We start from the raw sequence: 22,486 nt of genomic DNA, 5'->3' as shown, positions 1-22,486 counted from the left end.
TGCTGGTTCTTGTTCTGGCCCTGCTTGTTCTGGTCCTGCTGCTGGTTCTGGTCCTGCTGGTTCTGCTGCTGGCCCTGGTTGCGCTGACGCTGCTGCTGCTGACCGTCCTGGTTCTGGTTCTGGTCACCCTGCTGCTGCGCGCTCTTGCCGGAGCGGCCGCCACCACCCTGGCCCTGGCTGTTGCGCTGTTCCTGCGCGTCCTGGGCATCCTGGGCGCTCTTGTCCTGCTGGACGTCGCCCGTCTTGCCCTTCTGCTGCTGCTGGGCCTTCTGGTTCTTCTGCTGCGCCTGCGCCTTGTCTTCCCGGTCGATGCGGATGACGGGCCAGAAGTAGGCGGACTTGTCACCGTTCTTGCAGGTGGTGCCGCCGGCCAGGAGGCTCTTGAGGCTCGAGTCGGCGTCGGTGGTCGTGTTGCCGACGTAGTCGTGCAGGTGCTGGGCGCCGTTCTTGATCCCGGGCTGGGCGATGAAGTTGTCCGGGTTCTGGTGCGCACCGTCGGCGTTGGTTCCGCAGTTGACGGTGAAGGACCCCTGCGCACCCTTCTTCTTCAAAGCCGCGTTGACGTTGTTGCCGGCGGGGACCTTGTTGATGTCGATGAAGAACGACGGGTCCGCGGGGTCAGCGCTGGCTTCGCCCGTGCGGCCCGTGGTGACCGCGACGGCGAGTGCGCCGACGGCGATCGCCAGGCCGATCGCGCCCATGGCGATCTTGGTTCGGCGGGCGATGCGGTGTTTGCCCGTCGCGGGAGGCCGAGAATTCCGGGCCATAGATCAGTTCACCTCGTTCGTTATTCCGGACGCGCGCTTCAGCAGCGCGGCAGCCCGGGCAAGAACTACCGTCAATTGAGGTCGAGATCGCACGGAACCGGTCGGGGGATGCTTTCGGTTCCGGCTGTCGGGACGCATCGGGGGATGCATTGGGGGATACGGACCTGAGCGGCCCGAGGTTCAAAAGCGACCGGCCCGTTATCTGTTCGTTATCTACGAGAACGCAACCGGGCGGCATTGACCCAGGTCACGGCGGTTCACCGAAAAGAAAGAGATTCAGCGCTGGACGACGACGAGGATGGTGCCGTCTTCGCCGCGGACCTCGAACCGGCTGATCTGGTCCATCGCCAGGGAGACCGAACCCTGCAACCGCAACGGTTCGGGCGAGCCGGGGATGCCGAATCCCTTGGGCGGCACCGACCAGCTGGAGACGACGCGCTCGGCACCGGTCGCCGGGACGGCGACCAGCTGGCACTTCACCGGCCCGACGATCCCGCGCAGTTCGAGCTCGACGCGGCTGCCCCACTCCACCGGCGAAACGGTGACCAGGGCGCTGACGGCGGATCCGCCGCTGCCGCGGCCGTAGGTCTGGCCGCCGCCGGGCTGGCCCTGAGCGCCCGCGGGCGGCGGGGTGGACGTCGCCGGGACGCTCGTGGCCGGCGGCGGCTGCTTGTTGCCCGGAGCGGCGAGCGAGGCGGGCGGAACGGCGTCGGCCGGCCGGACCGCGAGGGTCACCAGCGGGCCGGCGATCACGGCCGCCGCGGCCGCGGCCCCGGCGAGGATGCCGATCCGGCGACGGCGGCGGCGCTTGACGGCGGCCTCTTCCATGAGGCCGCGCAGCACCCGGGGGCCCGGTGAGAGGGTGCGCGGGCTGGGCGCCGGCATCGGGGGCTCCGGCCAGCTGCGCTTGACCAGGTCGAGGACGTCCGGCAGCTGGTAGAGCTCGATCAGGTCGAGCTGGCAGTGCGGGCAGTTCATCAGGTGGGCTTCGAACTGGGTGTTCTCGGCTTCGCTGAGGACGCCGAGCACGTACGCGGCAACGTCGGTGTGTGCGGATCCGGCCACGCTCAGTTCACCCCCGCTCGCGCAAGGCCCGGCGCAGCGCGCGGACGGCGTGGTGGATGCGGGATTTGACGGTGCCCGGTGGCACGCCGAGGGTCGCCGCGACCTCGTTCACGGTCCGATCGCGCAGGTAGGTCTGCTGGATGGCCTCCCGCTGCTCGGGCGAAAGGCCCTGCAGCGCCTCGTAAACGATCATCGCGGCGAGCGTCCGGTCCGATTCGTCGGACACCGCGATCGCGTCGGATTCGATCTCCTCGAGCTCCTGGGGCCGGACGCTGCGGCTGCGCCAGCCGTCGATGACGGTACGCCGGGCCACCGTGAACAACCAGGCACGCAGCATCTCGGGCTGGCGGTCGAGCTTGTCGGCGTTCCGCCACGCCTTGATCAGGGTCTCCTGCACGACGTCTTCGGCCCACTGCCGGTCGTGGCCGGTCAGCCGCAGCGCGAACGCCATCAGGGACCCGCCGAACTCCTGGTACAGCGCCTTCGCCAGATCGTCGTGGCCGTCTCCGGGCTCGACGACGGCATCTGGATCTCCGATGGATCTCAGCGCTCGGGTGTGCCGTCCCACGCGGGACATCCTGGTGGGCCGGACGGCCTACGTCCAGTACTTCCGGCCCGCAAACCGGGAGCAAAACTTTTTTGAACCGTTTCCGTACCGTGTCCGTATCCCCTACCGAAGACCCCGACCAGGCGTTGTCCCCCGCAACGCTCCGCATCCACTCCGGACTCGATGTCCACTGTGGATCTTTCGCGCCCTTTTCCGTTGCACTACCGGCAACAGCGCGTAGTCATGCCCACGGAGGAGCAGTGATTCGCATTCCCCGCCCGGTGGTCCCCGCCGCCGTGTGCCTCACCGCACTCGCCCTGCTCACCGCCTGTACCGCCGGCGCCGCCACCACCTCGGGCGGCGGTTACGCCGCCGGCGGCGCCGCCGGGATGCAGATGCCCGGCATGCAGCAGGGACAGGTCGTCCTGCCGATGCCGCAGTCCATCACCGCCGACCCGAACAACCCGGCGAAGAGCCAGCTCAGGGGAGCGAAGACGTTCGACCTCGGCCTCCTGCTCGTCGACGGGACCGGGTACACGATCTACCGGTACGACCGGGACACCCCCAAACCCTCGCGGTCCAACTGCATCGGCGCGTGCGCGACCAAGTGGATCCCGGTCAAGGCCGGCGGCAACCTGCCGGCGATCGACGTCGACCAGTCGCTGATCGGGCAGATCACCCGCGACGACGGCAGTGAGCAGCTCACCCTCGCCGGCTGGCCGCTCTACCACTACACCGGCGACAGCGAACCGGCCGACACCTCCGGCCAGGGCCTCGACCAGGCCTGGTTCCCGATCGCGCCGGACGGCAAGAAGATCACCTTGACGCAGGACGAGTGGAGGCAAAATGCGTTCGGCGTCTGAGCTCGCCGGGTTCGGGTTCGAGTCCCCCACGGTCCTCGAGCGCTCCCGTCCGCTGGTCCGGATCCTGTTCGTGGTGGTCGCGGTCCTGGCGCTGCTCGCGCCGGGCTCGACCTCACTGGCCCAGACCACCTCGGTCTCCGACACCGACGCCGTGCTCCTGACCAAGGTCCGGCAAGCCGGCCTGTGGGAGATGCCGTCGGGCATGATGGCGATGGAGAAGGGCAGCCCGATCGTCCAGAAGGTCGGCTTCGCGATCATGATGGACCACGGCCGCCTCGACGTGGCGACCCGTGCGCTCTCCCAGAAGCTGAACTCGCCGGTCCCCGACCAGCCCTCCGAGGAACAGCGCGGCTGGCTCGGCGAGGAGATGGCCGCCTCCCCCGGCCCGGAGTTCGACCGCGTCTTCGCCAACCGGCTGCGCGCGGCGCACGGCCAGGTCTTCGCGATTCTGGCGCAGCTGCGGGCCGGCACCCGCAACGACGACGTGCGCGCCTTCGCGACCGTCGGCAACCAGGCCGTGATGCGGCACATGACGATGCTCGAAAGCACCGGGATGGTCGACTACACCGCGCTGCCCGCCCCGGCCGTCTCCACGACCGCGGCGCCCACCGGGATCCAGCTCGGCCTCGACACGTCCCAGATCGCCGTGGTGGGGGCGCTGTTCCTGCTGGTCGGTGGCGGCCTGTTCTACGTGCTGCGGCAGGTCAAGAGCAACCGTGGCCGCGCCAAGACGTCCCGGCCGGCCACCGCGAGAACCGGGGGTAGCCATGGTTGAGACGTGGCACGACGCGACGATCTTCCTCACCCAGCAGTTCCAGCCGAAGACGGACCCGGCGGCTCGCAATCTCGCGGCGTTCGCCGCCCGGACGTCCTACGCGGCGACGATGCTGACGCTCACCTGGGGCGTGCTCACCGCCACCGGCTGGATCCGCTCGGTGACCGGCCGCAAGGGCCTGCGCAGCACCCACATGGTGCTGGCCACCGCGACGATCATCTTCGGCTTGGTCCACGCGCTGGGCTTCACCTACCTGACGGTCGCCCCGTACAGCTTCGCTTACATGTTCGTCCCGTTCGGGTCCGGGCAGGAAGGCCGGCACATCGCGGGCATCGTCGGCTTCGAGGTGATGTTCGCCATCTTCCTCACCGCCGGACTGCAGCGCTTCACGTCCTACCGGCGCTGGCTGTGGCTGCACCGCTGCGCGTACCCGGCGGTGGCGCTCATCGCGATCCACTCCTGGTTCGGCGCCATCGCGAACGGCCACCTCTCGGTCACCTGGCTGGCCGGCATCACGCTGCTCGTCCCGGCCGTGACGGTGTCGATGCTGCGGTTCATGCCGGCCCGCACCCTGGAACGCATCGGTCTCGTGGAAGAGCAGGTGGCTTGACATGCCCTTCCGGTTACCCGGTGGCGGACCCCGGATCAGCGTCGACAACGACCGGTGCGAGCTCTACGGCATCTGCGCCATGGAGGCACCGGACGTGTTCGACCTCGGCCAGGACGGCCGCTTGCGCTTCCACACCAGGCTGCTCGACGAAACCACCATTGAACAGGCGAAGATGGCCGCCCGCTGCTGCCCGATGCAGGCGGTCGTGATGAGAGGGGACCTCGATGGCTGACGGCGACCGGATCGTCATCGTCGGTGCGGGCGTCGCCGGGCTGCGCGCCGCGGAACGCTTGCGGGAACAGAAGTTCGACGGGGAGATCGTCCTGATCGGCGACGAGGCCCGGCGGCCCTACCACCGCCCGATGGTCTCCAAGGCGCTGGTGATGGGGACCGAACGGCCCAGCGACGTGGGCCTTTCGCACTACCTGCCGGACCTCGACGTGCACTGGCGCCTCGGCGCGCGGGTCACGCACCTGGACACCACCGAGCGGGTCGTGCACCTGCCCGGCGGCGAGTCCCTCTGGTACGACGGCCTGATCGCCGCGACCGGCGTCTACCCGCGGCACCTGCCCGGGGCGCCGCGGCACGACCCGCGCGTGCGGATCCTGCGCACGGTCGAGGACTCGATGGCGGTGCGGCGCTGCCTCAACGCCAGCAAGAAGCCGGCCGTCGTGATCGGTGCCGGCCTGATCGGCAACGAGTTCGCCGCGAGCATGCGCCACATCGGCCGGGACGTGACCCTGATCGGGCACGCGAAGGCGCCGCTGCACCGCTTCGGCGACCGCGTCTCCAGCGGCATCGTCGAGGCGCACCACGAGCACCGGGCGAACCTGGCGATGCGCAGCGAAGTCCGGCACTGGATCAGCACGAAGGACACCGTCGGGCTGCACCTGACGAACAACCAGCTGCTGGTCGCCAGCGTCGTGGTGCTCGCCATCGGCAGTGTCCCGTCGGTCGACTGGATGCGCGGCTCCGGCCTCGACATCAGCGACGGCGTCCTCTGCGACTCGAAGCTGTTCGCCGAGGGCGCCTCCGACGTCGTCATCGCCGGGGACATCGCGCGCTGGCCGAACCTGCGCTTCGACGAGACCCCGCGGCGGGTCGAGCACTGGATCAACGCCGTCGAGTCGGCCCGGCACGCGGCGGACAACCTGCTGATGGGCCAGTCCAGCGCCGTGCCGTTCACCCCGCTCCCCCGGGCCTGGTCGACGCTGTACGACACGCGCCTGCAGATGTGCGGGATGCCGTCGCTGGCCGAGGACACCGTGTCCCTGGCCGACGGCATCACCGGCTTCGTCCGCGACGGCAGGCTCGTCGGCATCTCCTGCTGGGACAAGCCGCGGGCGATGCTCGACTGGATGGCCGAGCTCGACCGGCGGCTGCCCGCTCCCGACTACGTGCCCGAGCCGGAGCCCGCGCCCGTCGCGGAGGTCCCGCAGGTCCCGGTGGTCGAGCCGGCGCTCGCCGCACTGGCGGCCGAGGTGCCGCCGGAGTTCGACAGCGGGTTCGATGCGCAGGCCTTCGAGCGCGAGTTCGAGAGCGAGTTCGCGAACGACATCCCGACGACGGCGTTCCCCGCACTGTCCCCGCCCACGACGGCGTTGCAGGCGCAGTCGCTGCCCGCGGCGGCGCTGCCGACGATGGCCATCCCGATGGGGAGGTAACGAAGCCGGGACGGGGCTGCGCGCGGCGGCCCCCGTCCCTTGCCGGTCACCACACCCCCTCCGCGGCTGGGTGGTGTGGTGACCGGCCCCCCACGTCCCCCTGCCCGCCTCGGCTCTGGAAAGAACGAGCGCCCGGCGGGCCAGGAGAGGGCCATCCCGAGGGAACCCGACGCCCCCGGGGTGGCCTTCTTCCGGCGCACCGGGCGGGGCCCGGGGTCGAGCGCCGCGGCGGGTCACTCCGCCGGGGCGCACGAGTCGTGGAGATCGTTCCGGTGGACGGGTATGCCGCCGGAAGGGACGCCACGCCTCTTTGCAGCACCGGTGCAGGGCCGTCCCGGGGGCACGGGAACCCCCGGGACGGTCTTCACCTCCCGCGCCGCGACCACCACGACTCCGCCACGACCAGGCCGCCGAGGACCAGCACCGCCACCCCGGCGACGCGCAGCCCGGCGTCCGTGCCCGCGACGAACGCCGTGACGACGTCGGACGCGCGGGGAGCCCGGGCCAGGGCTTCGGCCACGGTGTGCGCCCCACGCAGGTCCGGCGGCAAGGCGGCGGTGAACCGCGCGGTGGACACCGTGCTGACCACCGCGACGCCGAGCGCGCTGCCGAACTCCCGGGTCGTGGCCTGCAGTCCGGTGCCGACCCCCGCCCGGGCAGGTGGCAGGGCACCCGCGATCACGCCCGACAGCGTCGGCAACGCCAGCGTCACCCCGATCCCGGTCACGACGAGCCAGGCCGCGTAGGCGGCGTACGGGGTGCCCGCGTCGCTCGTGGACAGTCCGAGCAGGCCGGCCCCGACGAACCCGAACGCGCCCGCCACGGTGGCGTCCAGGCCGATCCGCCCGGCCAAGCGCGCCACGTACCGGCCACCGAGGACGATCGGCACCGTCAGCGGGACGATCCCGAGCCCGGTCGCCAGGACACCGAACCCCTTGGCGTACTGGAGGAACGACGCGTTGACGTAGAACAGCGCGAACATGCCGAAGAAGATCGCGGTCAGCCCGAGGCAGGCGCTGCGCAGGCCCGCGATCCGGAACAGCCGGGGGTCCAGCAGCGGGTGCGCGGACCGCAGCTCGGTGACCACCCACGCCGCGGACAGCACGGCGGCGCCGGCGAACGCGGTGACGACGACCGCGCTGCCCCAGCCCGCCTCCGGGCCCTGGACGATCCCGAGCAGCAGCGCGACCGACGCCCCGGTCAGCAGCACCGCGGCCAGCGGGCCGAGCGGGCGGTCGTGGCGTGACGACACCGGCGTGAACCGGGCGACCAGGGCGGCGAGGCCCAGAGAGAGGGCCGCGGCGGCGGCGAACAGCCAGCGCCACGAGCCGGCCGTCAGGACCAGGCCGCCGCCGACGTTGCCGGCCACCCCGCCGATCCCGGTCATCGACGCCCAGGTGGCGATCGTCGCCGGCTTGCGCTCGGCGGGCACGGCGTGCAGCAGGACGGCCAGCGAGTTGGGCAGCACCGCGGCTGCGCCGATCCCGGTGAGCGCCCGGCCGGCGAGCAGGACGGCGACGTCCGGTGCCGCCGCCGACAGCAGCGTGCCCGCGGCGAACAGGCCGAGGCCGGTCAGCAGGACGCCCTTGCGGCCGAACCGGTCGCCGGCGGCCCCGGCGGGGATCACCAGGCAGGCGAACACGATCATGTAGGTGTCGACGATCCAGACGAGGGCCGGCGCGGACGGGTGCAGCGCGCTCGCGGCGAACATCGGGACGGCGAGGTTGATCGCCGCGACCATCCCGACGACGAGCACCACCGCGGCGCACATGAGGGTGAGCAGACCGCGCTGCGAGGCCCGGGACGCCGGTTCGCGGATCGGGAGCTGAGTGGACATGAGCCTGACGGTAGGAACGACGGACCACTGCGCGCGACGCAACTTCGGCAACAGACGTTTGCGTATGCTGCAACTGTGCCCGAGCAGCTCGACCTGAACCTCCTGCGCGTGTTCGACGCGCTCCTGCGGGACGGGAGCGTCACGGCCGCGGCCGAGCGCCTGCACCTGTCCATCCCGGCGACCAGCCGGGCGCTGGGCCGGCTGCGGCGGGCGATGGGCGACCCGATCCTGGTGCGCGCCGGGCGCGGGCTGGCCCCGACGCCGTTCGCGCTGCGCACGGCACCGCGGGTGCGGTCGCTGCTGGAGGAAGCGGCGTCCCTGGTCAGCACCGACTTCTCGCTCGCCGGCCTGGAGCGGACCTTCACGATCCGCATCAACGACGGCGTGGCCGCGACCCTGGCGACCGCGGCGGCCGAGGCCACGGCGGCGGCCGCTCCCGGCGTCACCCTGCGGTTCGTGGCCGAAGGCAGCGAAAGCACCGACGCCCTGCGCGACGGCTCGATCGACCTGGACATCGGCGTGGGCGGGCAGCCGGCCCCCGACATCCGGACCGCCGTGCTGTACCGCGAGCGCCTGGTGGCCGCGGTGCGCGCGGACAGCCCGCTGGGCCGGCACCGCCGTCCGACGCTGGCGCAGCTGTGCCGGCACCCGCACGTCTCGGCGTCCCGCCGCGGCCTGGCCCGCGGGCCGCTGGACGAGGTGTTCGGTGCGGCGGGCCTGCGCCGGCACGTCGCCGCCGTCGTCCCCACCGCCGCTGTCGCCGCGCTCGTGGTCGCTTCGAGCCCGTACGTCGGGCTGCTGCCGCAGCGCCTCGCCGAGCAGTACGGCACCGCCCTCGGCCTCCGCTGGTTCCCGGTCCCGGCGGACCTCCCCGAAATCGAGGTGCGCCTGTCCTGGCACGCCCGCCTCGACGCCGACCCGGCCCAGCAGTGGCTCCGCGAAACGCTCCGCGACGCCCTCCGCTGACCCCGTGTCGACCCTCCGATCACGAGTGTCGTCCCTCCAATCACACGTGCTGCCCCTCCGATCACGAGTGATGCCCCTTCGAGCACGGGGACGCCGTGCGGGAACGGACGACACGCGTGACTGGAGGGACGACACGCGTGCTTGGAGGGACGACACGAAAGTCTCCGCGGCCGACGTCCGCTGTGGCACGATTCATCCGTGACCAGTTCCGCCACGGCGCAGTACCTGCGTGACCTCGCGCTGCTGCGCCGCGTCCGGGACCGGATCGACCGGGAGTACGCCCAGCCCCTCGACGTCGAGGCGCTGGCCCACGGCGTGAACATGTCGGCCGGGCACCTCAGCCGGCAGTTCCGGCGGGCGTACGGAGAGTCACCGTATTCGTACCTCATGACGCGGCGGATCGAACGGGCGATGGCGCTGCTGCGCACGGGCGAACTGAGCGTCACCGAGGTCTGCTTCACCGTCGGCTTCTCGTCGCTGGGCACCTTCAGCACGCGGTTCGCCGAGCTGGTCGGCATGCCCCCGAGCGTCTACCGCGAGCAGCAGGCCGAGGCCACCGTCGGGATGCCGCCGTGCGTCGCCAAGCAGGTCACCAGACCGATCAGGAATCGAGAAGCGCGGCCTTCGGCGGCCACCTAGGGTGACCGGCATGGACGTCACCATTCACTCCAGCTTCCTCCCGCACACGGACCCGGAAGCCTCGCTCGCGTTCTACCGCGACCTGCTCGGCTTCGAGGTCCGCCAGAACGTCAAGTACGGCGGCATGCAGTGGATCACCGTCGGCCCGCCGAACCAGCCGGACACCGCGATCGTGCTGTCGCCGGTGGCCGCGACGCCCGGCCTGACCGACGACGAGCGCCGCATGATCGCCGAGATGATGGCCAAGGGCACCTACGCCTCGGCCAACCTGGCCACCGACGACCTCGACGCCCTCTTCGCCAAGCTCGAGGCGGGCAACGCCGAAGTCGTCCAGGAGCCCGTCGAGCAGCCTTACGGCATCCGCGACTGCTCGTTCCGCGACCCGGCCGGCAACCTCCTGCGCATCCAGGAACTGCGCTGACCACGATCGCCCCCGAGGCGCGCGGCTACCGCGAGGTGCTGCGCGACCGGCGGATCGCCGGGCTCCTGCTGGGGGACCTCCTGGCCAACGCCGGCACCGGCATGCTGCTGGTGGCCATGCCCGTGCAGACCCTCTCCCGCCACGGCGACGTCCCCAAGGCGATCGCCATCGGGCTCGTGGAGGCCGCGCCGTTCGTCCTCTCCACCGTGCTGGCCCTGGCCATCGGCCTCGGCCGGGTGCGGGTGCCGCCGCGCACGCTGCTCGTCGCCGACTGCGTGCTGCGGTCGCTGACCTTCGCCGTCCTCGGCGTCCTGGCCGTCACCGGCCTGCTCACGCTGCCGGTGCTGGTCGCCGGCCTCCTCTTCGGCGCGACGTTCCGGCTGGCCGGCTCGAGCAGCCGCCGCCTGCTGGCGACGTCGGCCGCGGGCGAGGCCGGGCGGTTCTCGGTCAACGGCCTGCTGGGCCTGAACACGACGTTCGCGCTCTACATCGCCGGCCCGGTGCTCGGCGGGGTCCTCGTGGCGACCGCCGGTGCGGGCTTCGCGCTCTTCGTCGACGCGGGCGGAGCGCTGGTCCTGCTGGCCGCCACGCTCGCGTGCGTGCCCCGCGGCGCCGAAGGCCGGGACGCGCTGCGCGACGAGGGCACCCCCGAGTCGGGCTGGCGGATCCTGCGCCGCCGCCCGATCGCCGCGCGGCTGCTGGTGGTCGAGTTCTTCTTCAACTTCCTGTACATGCCGGTCGAAGTGGCACTCCCGCTCTACGTGAGCGGGACGCTGCACGCCGGCGCGTCCGGTCTGGGGGTGCTGTGGAGTGCGCTGGGGGTCGGCGCGTTCCTCGGCGCCGCGCTCGTCAGCCGGCTGCGGAACCTCCCGCAGCGGCCGCTGCTCGTCGCGATCATCGGCCTGTGGGCGCTGTGCCCGATCGCGCTCGCCGTCACCGGCGACCTCACCGTGGCGCTGCTCGTCTTCGGCCTGGGCGGCCTGGTCTACGCGCCGTTCACCCCGGTCGCGTACAGCTTCCTGCAGTCCGGGCTCGCCCCCGGGGAGCAGCAGCAGGTCGTCACGCTCTGGACGACCGGCTCCACGGTGGCCGCCCCGCTCGGGCTGGCCCTGGGCGGCCCCCTGATCGAACTGGCCGGCAGCACCGGCGGCCTCGTGCTGTCCGGCCTGCTGACCCTCCTGCTGCTCCCCGTCGCGGCCCGGGCGGTGCTCGGCCGCAAAACGGAAGGGAATCCGACATGTGTCTCGGCCTGAAGATCGCCGCGCACCACCATTTCCGGGAATTGGTGCTTCTGCGCCGCGTCCGTGACCGGATCGAGCGCGAATACCCGCTGCCGCTGGACGTCGAAATGCTCGCGAGCACAGTGGACCTGCCGGTCGTGGTATTCGTCCGCCGTTTCCGGGACGCCTACGGCCTTTCCCCGCAGGAATACCGGCAAGCGGCCGAGGCCCGAACCAAAAACTGGAGTACCCGATGAGCAAGCACGTCGCCGACAGCCACGACCTGATCCGCGTCCACGGCGCGCGCGTGAACAACCTCCGGGACGTCAGCGTCGAGCTGCCCAAGCGGCGGCTGACAGTGTTCACCGGGGTTTCCGGGTCCGGCAAGAGCTCCCTGGTCTTCAGCACCATCGCCGCCGAATCGCAGCGGCTGATCAACGAGACCTACAGCACCTTCGTGCAGGGGTTCATGCCGACGCTGGCCCGGCCCGACGTCGACGTCCTCGACGGGATCACCACCGCGATCATCGTCGACCAGGAGCGGATGGGCGCCAACCCGCACTCCACGGTCGGCACCGCGACCGACGCCAACGCGATGCTGCGCATCCTGTTCAGCCGGCTCGGGACCCCGCACATCGGTTCGCCGCAGGCGTTTTCGTTCAACGTCGCCTCGATCAGCGGCGCGGGCGCGGTCACCATCGAAAAGGGCGGCCGGCAGATCAAGGAGCGCCGCAGCTTCAGCATCACCGGCGGCATGTGCCCGCGCTGCGAGGGCCGCGGCAAGGTCAACGACATCGACCTCACCGCGCTGTTCGACGAGAACAAGTCGCTCAACGAAGGCGCGATCACCATCCCGGGCTACAGCATGGAAGGCTGGTACGGCCGCATCTTCCGCGGCTCCGGCTTCTTCGACCCGGACAAGCCGATCAAGAAGTACACCAAGAAGCAGTTCGCCGACCTGGTGTACAAGGAACCGACGAAGATCAAGGTCGAGGGCATCAACCTGACCTACTCGGGGCTGGTGCCGGCGATCCAGAAGTCCTTCCTGTCCAAGGACGTCGACGCGATGCAACCGCACATCCGCGCGTTCGTCGAGCGCGCGGTGACGTTCCAGACCTGCCCGGACTGCGGCGGCACGCGGCTGTCGGCGGAGGCGCGGTCGTCGAAGATCGGCGGGATCAGCATCGCCGACGCGTGCGCGATGCAGATCAGCGACCTCGCCGCCTGGGTGGCGAAGCTGTCCGAGCCGTCGGTCGCGCCGCTGCTGGACGCGCTGAAGCACACCCTCGACTCGTTCGTCGAGATCGGCCTCGGCTACCTCTCGCTCGACCGGCCGTCCGGGAGCCTTTCGGGCGGGGAAAGCCCAGCGCACCAAGATGATCCGCCACCTCGGGTCGTCGCTGACCGACGTCACCTACGTCTTCGACGAGCCGACGATCGGCCTGCACCCGCACGACATCCGGCGCATGAACGACCTGCTGCTGCAGCTGCGCGACAAGGGCAACACGGTGCTGGTCGTCGAGCACAAGCCGGAGGCGATCGCGATCGCCGACCACGTCGTCGACCTCGGGCCGCGCGCCGGCACCGAAGGCGGCGAAATCGTCTTCGAGGGCACTGTGGACGGTCTGCGGTCCAGTGGCACGCTGACCGGGCGGCACCTCGACGACCGGGCGTCGCTGAAGCCGTCGGTGCGCTCGCCGTCGGGGGTGCTGGAGGTGCGCGGGGCGGCCACGCACAACCTGCAGGACGTCGACGTCGACATCCCGCTCGGCGTGCTGGTGGTGGTGACCGGGGTGGCGGGCTCGGGCAAGAGCTCGCTGATCCACGGTTCGGTGTCCGGCGGCGAGGGCGTGGTGACGGTCGACCAGACCGGCATCCGCGGCTCGCGCCGCAGCAACCCGGCGACGTACACGGGCCTGCTGGAGCCGATCCGCAAGGCGTTCGCCAAGGCCAACGGCGTGAAGCCGGCCCTGTTCAGCGCCAACTCCGAAGGCGCGTGCCCCAACTGCAACGGCGCCGGCGTGGTCTACACGGACCTGGGGATCATGGCGGGCACCGCGACGCCGTGCGAGGTGTGCGAGGGCAAGCGCTTCAACGCCGAGGTGCTGGAGTACACCTTCGGCGGCCGCGACATCAGCGAGGTGCTCGGGATGCCGGTGGCCGAGGCGCTCGAGTTCTTCGCCTCCGGTGACGCCGCACTGCCGGCGGCGCACAAGATCCTGACGCACCTGTCCGACGTCGGCCTCGGCTACCTGACGCTGGGCCAGCCGTTGACGACCCTGTCCGGCGGCGAGCGGCAGCGGATCAAGCTGGCGACGCACATGGCGGAGCAGGGCGGGGTGTACGTCCTCGACGAGCCGACGGCGGGCCTGCACCTGGCGGACGTCGAGCAGCTGCTGGGCCTGCTCGACAGGCTGGTGGACGCGGGCAAGTCGGTGATCGTGATCGAGCACCACCAGGCGGTGATGGCCCACGCGGACTGGCTCATCGACCTCGGCCCGGGCGCCGGCCACGACGGCGGGCGGATCGTGTTCGAGGGCACCCCGGCGCAGCTGGTGAAGGCGCGGAAGAAGACGCTGACGGGCAAGCACCTCGCGGAGTACGTCGCCTGAGTCCCGAACCGGTCGTGAGTGGTAAGGCGGGTTAGAACCCGCCTTACCACTCACGACGAGTCCGGCGTATACCAGGGCGGGCGGTAGGGCTGGCCCCCGCAAACCGGCTGGGGCCCGCAGGATTCCGGCGCGCGCTCCCACGGCGAAGACTCGGGTGGGTGACCACCACAGAGAACCGCGTCGGCAGCGACTTCGCCCGGCTGAGCCACCGCATCACCGCCGCCGGGCTGATGGCACGCCGGCCCGGCTACTACGCCGCCCGGATCGCCGTCGTGGCCGGGTTGTTCGGGGCCGGCTGGGTGGCCTTCGCGCTGCTCGGGAACTCGTGGTGGCAGCTCGCCGTCGCGGTCTTCATGGCCGTGCTGTTCGGGCAGATCGCGCTGCTCTCCCACGATCTCGCGCACAAGCAGGTGTTCCGGCGACGGCGGCCCACCGAAATCGCCGGGCTGCTCGCCGGGAACCTCGGGATCGGGATGAGCTACGGCTGGTGGATGGACAAGCACACCCGCCACCACGCCAACCCGAACCACGAGGAGCTCGACCCCGACGTCGACCCGGACATCCTCGTCTGGTCGAAGGACCAGGCCCGCGCCAGCCGTGGCGTGCCCCGGTTCATCGGGCGGTACCAGGCGTTCCTGTTCTTCCCGCTGCTCACCCTCGAAGGCCTGAACCTGCACTGGTCCGGGATCCGCGCGGTCCGCAAGCCGGGCCTGCGCCGCCGCGGCACCGAAGCCGCCCTGCTCGCCGCGCACTTCGTCCTCTACTCCGGCGCGCTGCTCACCGTTCTCAGCCCCGGGATGGCGTTGCTGTTCTTCGCCGTCCACCAGGGACTGTGGGGTGTCTACATGGGATCGATCTTCGCGCCCAACCACAAGGGCATGCCGACGCTGACCGGGCGCACCGAGCTCGACTTCCTCCGCAAGCAGGTGCTGACTTCGCGCAACGTCCGCGGCGGTGCCGTCACCGACGTCGCCCTCGGCGGCCTCAACTACCAGATCGAGCACCACCTGTTCCCGAGCATGCCGTCGCCGCACCTGCGGCGGGCGCAGCCGATCGTCCAGGCCTACTGCGCCGAGCTGGGCGTCCCGTACCTGCAGACGAGCCTGGTCGAGTCCTACCGGCAGGCCCTCACCCACCTGCATGAAGCTGGGGCGCCTCTCAGGAAGCGTTCGTAGACTCGGGGCATGAGGAAGACCGGATTATGAGGAAGACGGTCGCGGCCCTGCGGGACCTGCCGGCCGCGTTCGGCGCGAAGGCCACCGGCGCCCGGGCCGAGCGGGTCCGCTCGTCGCCGCAGTTCGACGGCAAGGTGTTCCGCAACGCGGCGCCGCGGCACCCGATGACCGCGGGTTCGATGCGGGCCATGTTCCGCGAGATGTTCTTCGGCGAGCACCGTGAGCTGCGCAAACCGGCCGGCGCGGTGCCGCTGGTCGCGGCGGCGCCGGTCGAGTCGGCTGACGGCCTGCACCTGACCTGGTACGGCCACGCGTCCACGCTGGTCGAGCTCGACGGCGCCCGCGTGCTGCTCGACCCGGTGTGGAGCGACCGGGTCTCCCCCGCGGCGTTCGCCGGCCCGCGACGGCTGCACGAGCCGCCGGTGCCGCTGTCGGCCCTCGGCCGGATCGACGCCGTGGTGATCTCCCACGACCACTACGACCACCTCGACCTGGCGACCGTCCGCGCGCTGGTCGCGTCCTCCGAAGCGCCCTTCCTCGTGCCCCTCGGCGTCGGGGCGCACCTGGAGCGCTGGCACGTCCCGGCCGGCCGGATCATCGAGCTCGACTGGCACGAAGAGGCGACGGTGGCGGGCGTCCGGTTCGTGGCGACGCCGGCCCAGCACTTCTCCGGCCGCGGCATCACGAACGACGACACGCTGTGGACGTCGTGGGCGCTGCTGGGCCCGGGGCACCGGGTGTTCTACACCGGCGACACGGGGTACTTCGACGGGTTCGCGGCGATCGGCGCGGAGTTCGGCCCGTTCGACGCGGCCCTGATCCAGATCGGCGCGTACGCCCCGCTCTGGCCGGACATCCACATGACGCCGGAGGAGGGCGTCGCGGCCGGCCTCGACGTCCGGGCGAAGCTGCTGGTCCCGGTGCACTGGGCGACGTTCCAGCTGGCGATGCACCCGTGGGGCGAGCCGGCCGACCGCGTGTGGAGCGAGGCGAAGGAGGCCGACCTCCCGCTGGCGATCCCCCGCCCGGGCGAGCGCATCGACGCCACCGAGCCCCCCGAGGTCGACGGCTGGTGGCAGTCGCTGTGACCCGGCCGCCGACACGCGTGATCAGAGCGTCGACACGCGTGATCAGGAAGCCGACGCGGGCCGCCGCCGTGTCGGCCCGCCAATCACGCGTGTCGACTCGTGGATCACGCGTGCCGGCTGGTTCCGCACGGCGTCGAGGCCGGGAGGGCGCGTGAAGCTGAAGCTGGACCTGCACGACGTCTACAACCGCGGCGGCGAGATCGACCGTGCCCTGCGGGCGATCATCGACGAGGCCGTGGCCAAGAAGGCGCCGCTCGTCGAGATCATCCCCGGCAAGGGGTCGGGGCAGCTGAAGAAGCACGTCCTGCGGTTCCTCGAGCGCAAGGACGTCAAGGCGCTCTACCACCGGGTCGAAAAGGACAAGGACAACTTCGGCCGGGTGTTCGTGCACTTCCGCTGGAAGTGACCTCAGAACCGGCTGTCGTGGCGGGCTTCGGACCAGGCCCGGTCCCAGGCCGCCGCGTGGAAGCGGGCCAGGACGAACCGGACGGTGCCGTACAACCCCGCCAGGGCGCCGGTGATCGCGGCCCACAGCAGGATCGCCGCGAACACCCCGTCGGCCGCCGAGGTCGACGCGGACAGGGGCTCGCCGGTCAGTTCGCCGTGCTGGTCCAGCCACACCGGGACGCGGGTGCCCGCCGGGCTGCCCGGGTCGGCGAGGACGTCGCCGGTGTGGCGGGTGCCGCGGGCGTCGAACCAGGCCGCCGGGACCGTCGTCTGGGCGGCCGGGGCGCCGGCGCCGTCCGTGCCGTAGGACTGGCCGGACGCCGCGGCGAGGGAGACGGCCGTGGCCGGGTGGCGGGTCGTGCGCTCCTGCGCCGCGCGAGCGGTCTGCGCCGCGTACGTCTCGGAGCCCAGCGCCGCCGCGAACGGGATCGCGAGCAACGCACCGGCGACGGCGAGGAGCAGCAGCAGGGCCTCGACGCGGTCGCCCGCCCGGGCCAGGGGGTTGCGGCCCGGCAGCAACCGGCGCCGGAACCGGGCGATCCGTCCGGTGGGCCCACGCATGCGCGACTCACTCCTCCCGGGAAGGTGTCTTCTCGGTAACAGTGTGCGCGCCGGGGCTCGACTTTCTCTCGCGAATGGGATGCGGCCCACCTGTGAAGCCCTCCACAACCACCCGGTGGAGTCAACGCGGTCACAGCCAGTCGTCGGGGCGCGGCCAGGGCATCAGGGCCGAGAGCGCGTCCCGGGCTGGCTCGGTGACGGCGTACCGGCCGCGGTGGAACAGCAGCGGGCGGGCGTCGGACGGGGCGCCCAATGCGGTCACCCGGCCGATCACGACGTAGTGGTCGCCGGCCTCGTGCACCGCCTCCAAGGCGCAGTCGATCCAGGTCAGCGCGCCGTCGAGCAGGGGCGCGCCGGACGGCGCGGGCGTCCAGCCGACGCGGGCGAACTTGTCGTCGCCGCGCGCGCCGAACACCGCGCTGACCTCCTGCTGGTCCTCGGCCAGGACGTTGACCGCGAACCGGCCCGCCGCGGCCAGCACCGGCCACGTCCGTGACGTCCGGGCCGGGCAGAACAGCACCAGCGGCGGGTCGAGCGACAGGGCGGCGAACGACTGGCAGGCGAACCCGGCGAGGGTGTCGCCGTCGCGGCCGGTGACCACTGTGACGCCCGTGCAGAAGTGCCCGAGCACGCTGCGGAACTCGGTCTGGTCGACCGCCACGGACGTCATGCGCCCGGAGGCCGCGCGCCGACGGAGAAGTCGTGGCCCCACAGCGAAACCGCGGTGCTCTCGCGGGCGATCCAGTTGTCGTCGTCGACCTGCCGGCCTTCGCAGCCGAACTCGACGTCGAAGCCGCCCGGGGTCTTCATGTAGAACGACAGCATCAGGTCGTTGACGTGCCGGCCGAGCGTGGCCGACATCGGCACCTTCCGCCGGATCGCGCGGTCGAGGCACAGGCCGACGTCGTCGGTGTTCTCGACCTCGACCATCAGGTGCACGATCCCGCTCGGCGTCGGCATCGGCAGGAACGCCAGGCTGTGGTGGCGCGGGTTGCAGCCGAAGAACCGCAGCCACGCGGGCGGACCGTCCGCGGGGCGCCCGACCAGTTGCGGCGGCAGGCGCATCGAGTCGCGCAGCCGGAAGCCGAGGACGTCGCGGTAGAACCGCAGCGACGCTTCGTCGTCCTTTGTGGACAAGACGACGTGGCCGAGGCCCTGCTCGCCGGTGACGAACTTGTGGCCGTACGGGCTGACCACGCGCCGGTGCTGCAGCGCGACGCCGTGGAACACCTCCTGGGTGTTGCCGGACGGGTCCTCGAAGCTGATCAGCTCGTCGACGCGGCGGTCGGCCAGCTCGTCCGGCGTGCCTTCCTTGTACGGCACCGACGCACTGTCCAACCGCGACCGGATCTCGGCGAGCTCGCCGGCGTTGGCCACCTCCCAGCCGGTGGTCGCCAACCGGTCGGCCGGACCCGGCGAGATCACCAGCCGCGCGGGGAAGTCGTCCATGCGCAGGTAGAGCGCGTCGGGGTTGGTGCCGCTGCCTTCCACCATGCCGAGCACCTTGAGCCCGTACTCGCGCCAGGCCGCCATGTCGGTGGCTTCGATGCGGAGGTAGCCCAGTGACCGGATGCCCATCAGGAACTCCCGAGGAAGTCGAGGGCCAGCCGGTTGAACTCGTCGAACTTCTCCAGCTGGGCCCAGTGCCCGCAGCCGCCGAACACGTGCAGCTGCGCGCGCGGAATCGTCTTGAGTGCCAGCAGCGCGCCGTCGAGCGGGTTGACGCGGTCCTCGCGCCCCCAGATCAAGAGTACGCGCTGGCGCAGGCGGTGGGCGTCCCGCCAGAGCAGGCCTTCTTCGTAGGTTTCGGGATGAGTGAACGACTTGCCCATCGCGCGCATCGCGGCGAGCGACTCCGGGGTGTTCGCGGCGGCGAACCGGTCGTCGATCAGCTCGTCGGTGATCAGCGACTGGTCGTGGACCATGCTCCGCAGGAAGGCTTCCATGCGTTCGCGGCTGGGGTGCGCGCCGAACCGCCTGATGTTCTTGACGCCTTCGGTCGGGTCGGGGGCGAACAGGTTGACGCTCAGCCCGCCCGGCCCCATCAGCACCAGCCGCCCGGCCCGCTTCCCGTGGTTCAGGGCGAACCGCACCGCCGCGCCCCCGCCGAGGGAGTTGCCGACGAAGTGGGCGCGTTCGATGCCGAGGGTGTCCATCAGGCCGGCGATGGCGTCCGCGCTGTGCCGGAAGTACTGGGGGTGCTCGGTCGGTTTGTCCGACCGCCCGAAGCCGGGCTGGTCGATCGCGATCGTCCGGTAGCGCTTGGCGAACTCCGGCACGTTGCGGCCGAAGTTGCTCCACGCCGACACGCCGGGCCCGCCGCCGTGCAGCAGGATCACCGTCTCGGCGTGCTCGGCGCCCGCCTCGTGGTAGTGCAGCGTCAGCGAACCCACCTGGGCGTACTTTCCTTCGGGCGCGGCCATCAGTACATCGCGTTCTCGACGGGGAGCCCGAAGACCCCGGTGCCGTACATGACGTACGCGCGCTCGGCGTCGTTGGCCGCGTGGACGCGGCCGGCGTGCGCGTCGCGCCAGAAGCGCTGGATCGGCGTCCCGCGCTGGATCGCGCGGCCGCCGGAGTTCTCGAAGAGCCGGTCGATCGCCGCGATCGCGCGTTCGGTGCCGCGCACCTGGTCGCGCCGGACGCGCAGCCGCAGGTCCGACGGCAGCCGTTCCTCGCGCTTGGCGAGCTCGTACAGGTCTTCGATGTTGCGGGTCAGCTGCAGCCAGGCGGCGTCGATCTCGCTGGCCGCCTCGGCGATCCGCACCTTGGCGAACGGGTCCTCTTTGGACTGCTCGCCGGCGTAGGCGGCCCGCACGCGCTTGCGCTGGTGCTCGACGTGCGCGTCGTAGGCACCTTGGGCCATGCCGATGATCGGCGCGGTGATCGTGGTCGGGTGCACCGAACCGTACGGGAGGCGGTACAGCGGCCCGGGGTTGACGGCCTGGCCCGGCACCTTGCACTTCGACGTCGCGATGAAGCTCAGCGCCCGGTGCTGCGGCACGAAGACGTCCTCGACGACGATGTCGTTCGACCCGGTGCCGCGCAGGCCGATCGTGTCCCAGACGTCCACAATGGAGTAGTCGGCGATCGGCAGCAGGTAGGTGCAGAAGTCGACCGGCTTGCCGTCCTTGAACGCCGGTCCCCCGAGCAGCACCCACGTGCAGTGGTCACAGCCGGAGGAGAAGCTCCACCGGCCCGAGAGCCGGTAGCCGCCTTCGACGACTTCGGCTTTGCCCATCGGCGCGTACGACGAGGAGATCCGCACGTCCTGGTCGTCGCCCCAGACCTCCTGCTGCGCCTGCGCGTCGAACAGGGCCACGTGCCACGGGTGGACGCCGAGGATGGAGGCCACCCAGCCGGTGGACCCGCACGCGCTCGCGATCAGCTTGACCGCGGTGTAGAAGCTCACCGGGTCGGCTTCGAAGCCCCCGTGGAGCGCCGGCTGCAGCAGCTTGAAGAACCCGGTCTCCTGCAGGGCCTTGACGGACTCCTCGGGGACGCGGCGCGCGTCCTCGGTGTCCTGGGCCCGTTCCCGCAGGACCGGCAGGAGGTCCCGGACCCCGGCGATCACCTGCTCGCTCATGCGCAAGTTCCTCTCTCTGGTTGCTCACTCCAGAGACTAGAACACGTTCTCGTTTTTGTCGAGAACGCCCTGCGCCAAGGCACTGTTGATCCCCGCTCTGCGGCCGGAAAACACGCAGTCCGCCAGCGACAGGCCGCTCACGTAGGACCTGGAACAGAGTCCCACGGCGGTGCGGCCGGCGGCGTACAGCCCGGGGATCGGCTGCCCGGTCGTGCTCCGCACCGCGCCGGTGTCCTCGCCGACGACGAGCCCGCCGAGGGTGAGCATCGGCGTGGGGTACCCGAGGTTCGGCCGCACCGAGATGTCGATGAGCGAGTACGGCGGGTTGTCCAGGCGCCGCACGAACTCGACGGGCTTACCCGCCGGATCCCGGTCGCCGTGGTAGGCCTCGACGCTCGCGCGCAGCCCCTGCGGGTCGACGCCGGCCCTGCACGCCACCTCTTCGACCGTCTCCCCCACGACCCGGCCGCGCCGCAGCAGGTACCGCAGCTGGAGCCATTGGAACCACTGGCTCTGCTTGCGGCCGTCCCGGCGCGCCTCGGCCACGATCGGCGCGTCGACGAGCAGCCAGCCCTTGCTCTCGTGGTCCTCGATGAGCTTTTCCCCGACCGCGGCACCGTAGCGGGACTCGTCGATGACCCGCCGGCCCGCGGCGTCGACGATGATCCCGCCGAGGAACGCGCTGGGCGGGGTGACGAACCGCCACGCGGAGATCCGGCCCAGCTCGCCGGTCGCCCCGCCGGCCTCGACACCCATCCGGATGCCCGAGCCGTCGTCGGCGGACGTGCCGAGCGCCAGCCCGCCGCGGTACTTCGGCGCGTGCTCGCGGACCATCTCTCGGTTCGCGATGAAGCCACCGGCGGCGAGCACGACCCCGCGCCGGGCGGAAATCCGCAGCTCACGGCCATGGGCCCGCTCGAAGCGTTCGACCCGGCGGTGCAGCGACTTGCGCAGCGACGGCACGTAGATCCCGGGCTTCGCCGCGTACTGCGCCAAGCGCCGGTGCCGCGCCCGCACCGACGCGGGGGCGTCGCTCAGGGTGTCGGCGACGAGCCCGGTGACGCGGCCGTCCTCCTGCACGAGGCTCCGGGCGTGCGTCTGGGTCAGCACCCGGATCCCGCGGGCGCGCACGGCCGCCTTGAGCCGCGCCATCAGCATCTTCCCCGAGGTCCCGGGCCCCTTGACCCGGTGCCCGCGCGGAGCCGGCTTCGCCGCGTCGCGGAACCCGCCGGCCGCCTCGCTGCCGGAGTAGTAGAGGTAGTGCGCGTCGCTCGGGTATGACGTCTTGTGCGGGCACAGGCTGCCTTCGAACGGCACGCCGTTGCCCTCCAGCCAGGTGATCATCTCGCGGCTGCCCTCGCAGAACCGCCGCAGCGTCGCTTCGGAGACGACGTCCCCGGCTTCGAGCCGCAAGTAGGCGTACATCGCGTCGACGGAGTCGTCGACGCCCGCGTCGAGCTGCTGGGCGGTACCGCCGCCCGCGTAGACCACGCCGCCGCTGACCGCGCTCGCGCCGCCACCGGCGAACCGTTCGACGATGATGACCTCGGCGCCCGCGTCGGCCGCTTCGAGGGCGGCACAGGCGCCGGCCGCCCCGAACCCCACGATGACCACGTCCGCGAAGAGCTCGTCCATGGTCGCTA

The 22,486-nt window shown here is 71.5% G+C and carries 22 protein-coding genes and 2 pseudogenes; 14 read left to right on the top strand and 10 right to left on the bottom strand.

What is annotated here, in order from left to right; translation table 11 throughout:
* The 3 genes and pseudogenes from C2L58_RS40750 to C2L58_RS40740 form a co-directional block, all read right to left on the bottom strand.
* Positions 1 to 767, bottom strand: a pseudogene (locus C2L58_RS40750) (DUF1996 domain-containing protein); the annotation flags it as partial.
* A gap of 276 nt (positions 768 to 1,043) precedes the next feature.
* Positions 1,044 to 1,832 carry a zf-HC2 domain-containing protein gene (locus C2L58_RS40745; RefSeq protein WP_103342951.1) on the bottom strand — a complete coding sequence of 263 codons (789 nt, stop codon included), beginning with the start codon at positions 1,830 to 1,832 and terminating at the stop codon, positions 1,044 to 1,046.
* A 7-nt stretch (positions 1,833 to 1,839) separates the two neighbouring features.
* Complete coding sequence (locus tag C2L58_RS40740; protein WP_103342950.1) at positions 1,840 to 2,400, bottom strand: sigma-70 family RNA polymerase sigma factor; 561 nt, start codon at positions 2,398 to 2,400, stop codon at positions 1,840 to 1,842.
* A 239-nt stretch (positions 2,401 to 2,639) separates the two neighbouring features.
* On the opposite strand from C2L58_RS40740, the gene C2L58_RS40735 reads away from it, so the two are divergent.
* Genes C2L58_RS40735 through C2L58_RS40715 form a run of 5 tightly spaced genes read left to right on the top strand, consistent with a single transcriptional unit; the run spans position 2,640 to position 6,291 of the window.
* Complete coding sequence (locus C2L58_RS40735; RefSeq protein ID WP_103342949.1) at positions 2,640 to 3,242, top strand: hypothetical protein; 603 nt, start codon at positions 2,640 to 2,642, stop codon at positions 3,240 to 3,242.
* Positions 3,226 to 4,017: a DUF4142 domain-containing protein gene (locus tag C2L58_RS40730; protein ID WP_103342948.1), complete on the top strand. Its 792-nt coding sequence runs from the start codon at positions 3,226 to 3,228 to the stop codon at positions 4,015 to 4,017. Before C2L58_RS40735 ends, C2L58_RS40730 begins: the two co-directional genes overlap by 17 nt.
* Positions 4,010 to 4,627 carry a ferric reductase-like transmembrane domain-containing protein gene (locus C2L58_RS40725; protein WP_103342947.1) on the top strand — a complete coding sequence of 206 codons (618 nt, stop codon included), beginning with the start codon at positions 4,010 to 4,012 and terminating at the stop codon, positions 4,625 to 4,627. Before C2L58_RS40730 ends, C2L58_RS40725 begins: the two co-directional genes overlap by 8 nt.
* Before the next feature lies 1 nt (position 4,628).
* Entirely contained in the window at positions 4,629 to 4,859 is a 231-nt protein-coding gene (locus C2L58_RS40720; protein ID WP_013224408.1) for a ferredoxin, read from the top strand.
* Complete coding sequence (locus C2L58_RS40715) at positions 4,852 to 6,291, top strand: NAD(P)/FAD-dependent oxidoreductase (protein ID WP_103342946.1); 1,440 nt, start codon at positions 4,852 to 4,854, stop codon at positions 6,289 to 6,291. Before C2L58_RS40720 ends, C2L58_RS40715 begins: the two co-directional genes overlap by 8 nt.
* A gap of 364 nt (positions 6,292 to 6,655) precedes the next feature.
* On the opposite strand, the gene C2L58_RS40710 is transcribed toward C2L58_RS40715, so the two are convergent.
* Positions 6,656 to 8,062 (bottom strand): MFS transporter, encoded by a 1,407-nt coding sequence (locus C2L58_RS40710; protein WP_103342961.1) that lies wholly within the window; start codon positions 8,060 to 8,062, stop codon positions 6,656 to 6,658.
* A gap of 141 nt (positions 8,063 to 8,203) precedes the next feature.
* Between C2L58_RS40710 and C2L58_RS40705 the strand changes: the two genes are divergently transcribed.
* The 9 genes and pseudogenes from C2L58_RS40705 to C2L58_RS40665 all read left to right on the top strand — a co-directional run bounded on the left by C2L58_RS40705 (position 8,204) and on the right by C2L58_RS40665 (position 16,655).
* Entirely contained in the window at positions 8,204 to 9,094 is an 891-nt protein-coding gene (locus tag C2L58_RS40705) for a LysR family transcriptional regulator (protein ID WP_103342945.1), read from the top strand.
* A 198-nt stretch (positions 9,095 to 9,292) separates the two neighbouring features.
* The gene (locus tag C2L58_RS40700) at positions 9,293 to 9,733 is read left to right on the top strand and encodes a helix-turn-helix transcriptional regulator (protein WP_103342944.1); all 441 of its coding nucleotides are present in this window, start codon (positions 9,293 to 9,295) and stop codon (positions 9,731 to 9,733) included.
* Positions 9,734 to 9,743: 10 nt separating this feature from the next.
* A complete protein-coding gene (locus C2L58_RS40695; protein WP_103342960.1) occupies positions 9,744 to 10,154 on the top strand; it encodes a VOC family protein in 411 nt (136 codons plus the stop codon).
* Positions 10,155 to 10,189: 35 nt separating this feature from the next.
* A complete protein-coding gene (locus C2L58_RS40690; protein WP_103342943.1) occupies positions 10,190 to 11,407 on the top strand; it encodes an MFS transporter in 1,218 nt (405 codons plus the stop codon).
* Positions 11,392 to 11,631 carry a helix-turn-helix transcriptional regulator gene (locus C2L58_RS40685; protein WP_103342942.1) on the top strand — a complete coding sequence of 80 codons (240 nt, stop codon included), beginning with the start codon at positions 11,392 to 11,394 and terminating at the stop codon, positions 11,629 to 11,631. Before C2L58_RS40690 ends, C2L58_RS40685 begins: the two co-directional genes overlap by 16 nt.
* A pseudogene (locus C2L58_RS40680) lies at positions 11,628 to 13,986 on the top strand (ATP-binding cassette domain-containing protein). Before C2L58_RS40685 ends, C2L58_RS40680 begins: the two are co-directional and overlap by 4 nt.
* 158 nt (positions 13,987 to 14,144) lie before the next feature.
* Positions 14,145 to 15,161, top strand: coding sequence for a fatty acid desaturase family protein (locus tag C2L58_RS40675; protein WP_103342941.1), 1,017 nt, complete (start codon positions 14,145 to 14,147; stop codon positions 15,159 to 15,161).
* A gap of 26 nt (positions 15,162 to 15,187) precedes the next feature.
* Positions 15,188 to 16,249, top strand: a complete 1,062-nt coding sequence (locus C2L58_RS40670) for an MBL fold metallo-hydrolase (protein WP_103342940.1) — start codon at positions 15,188 to 15,190, stop codon at positions 16,247 to 16,249.
* Positions 16,250 to 16,400: 151 nt separating this feature from the next.
* The gene (locus C2L58_RS40665) at positions 16,401 to 16,655 is read left to right on the top strand and encodes a Smr/MutS family protein (protein ID WP_013224398.1); all 255 of its coding nucleotides are present in this window, start codon (positions 16,401 to 16,403) and stop codon (positions 16,653 to 16,655) included.
* A 2-nt stretch (positions 16,656 to 16,657) separates the two neighbouring features.
* Here C2L58_RS40665 and C2L58_RS40660 read toward each other — a convergent pair whose 3' ends face one another.
* The 6 genes from C2L58_RS40660 to C2L58_RS40635 all read right to left on the bottom strand — a co-directional run bounded on the left by C2L58_RS40660 (position 16,658) and on the right by C2L58_RS40635 (position 22,478).
* Entirely contained in the window at positions 16,658 to 17,257 is a 600-nt protein-coding gene (locus C2L58_RS40660; protein ID WP_103342939.1) for an Rv1733c family protein, read from the bottom strand.
* A gap of 130 nt (positions 17,258 to 17,387) precedes the next feature.
* On the bottom strand, positions 17,388 to 17,927 hold the full coding sequence (hsaB, locus tag C2L58_RS40655; RefSeq protein ID WP_103342938.1) for a 3-hydroxy-9,10-secoandrosta-1,3,5(10)-triene-9,17-dione monooxygenase reductase subunit: 540 nt from the start codon (positions 17,925 to 17,927) through the stop codon (positions 17,388 to 17,390).
* Positions 17,924 to 18,835, bottom strand: a complete 912-nt coding sequence (gene hsaC, locus C2L58_RS40650; RefSeq protein WP_103342937.1) for an iron-dependent extradiol dioxygenase HsaC — start codon at positions 18,833 to 18,835, stop codon at positions 17,924 to 17,926. Before hsaC ends, hsaB begins: the two co-directional genes overlap by 4 nt.
* Positions 18,835 to 19,680: a 4,5:9,10-diseco-3-hydroxy-5,9,17-trioxoandrosta-1(10),2-diene-4-oate hydrolase gene (gene hsaD, locus C2L58_RS40645; RefSeq protein WP_103342936.1), complete on the bottom strand. Its 846-nt coding sequence runs from the start codon at positions 19,678 to 19,680 to the stop codon at positions 18,835 to 18,837. The genes hsaC and hsaD overlap by 1 nt, the downstream gene beginning before the upstream one ends.
* Positions 19,680 to 20,843 (bottom strand): 3-hydroxy-9,10-secoandrosta-1,3,5(10)-triene-9,17-dione monooxygenase oxygenase subunit, encoded by a 1,164-nt coding sequence (gene hsaA / locus C2L58_RS40640; protein ID WP_103342935.1) that lies wholly within the window; start codon positions 20,841 to 20,843, stop codon positions 19,680 to 19,682. Before hsaA ends, hsaD begins: the two co-directional genes overlap by 1 nt.
* 36 nt (positions 20,844 to 20,879) lie before the next feature.
* Complete coding sequence (locus C2L58_RS40635; RefSeq protein WP_103342934.1) at positions 20,880 to 22,478, bottom strand: FAD-binding protein; 1,599 nt, start codon at positions 22,476 to 22,478, stop codon at positions 20,880 to 20,882.
* Positions 22,479 to 22,486 lie beyond the last annotated feature (8 nt).

The sequence above is a fragment of the Amycolatopsis sp. CA-126428 genome, from assembly GCF_002904335.1.
In the GTDB taxonomy this organism is placed as follows: Bacteria; Actinomycetota; Actinomycetes; order Mycobacteriales; family Pseudonocardiaceae; genus Amycolatopsis.
The sequence above is the reverse complement of the archived record's forward strand: the minus strand, read 5'-3'. Positions and strand labels throughout refer to the sequence as shown.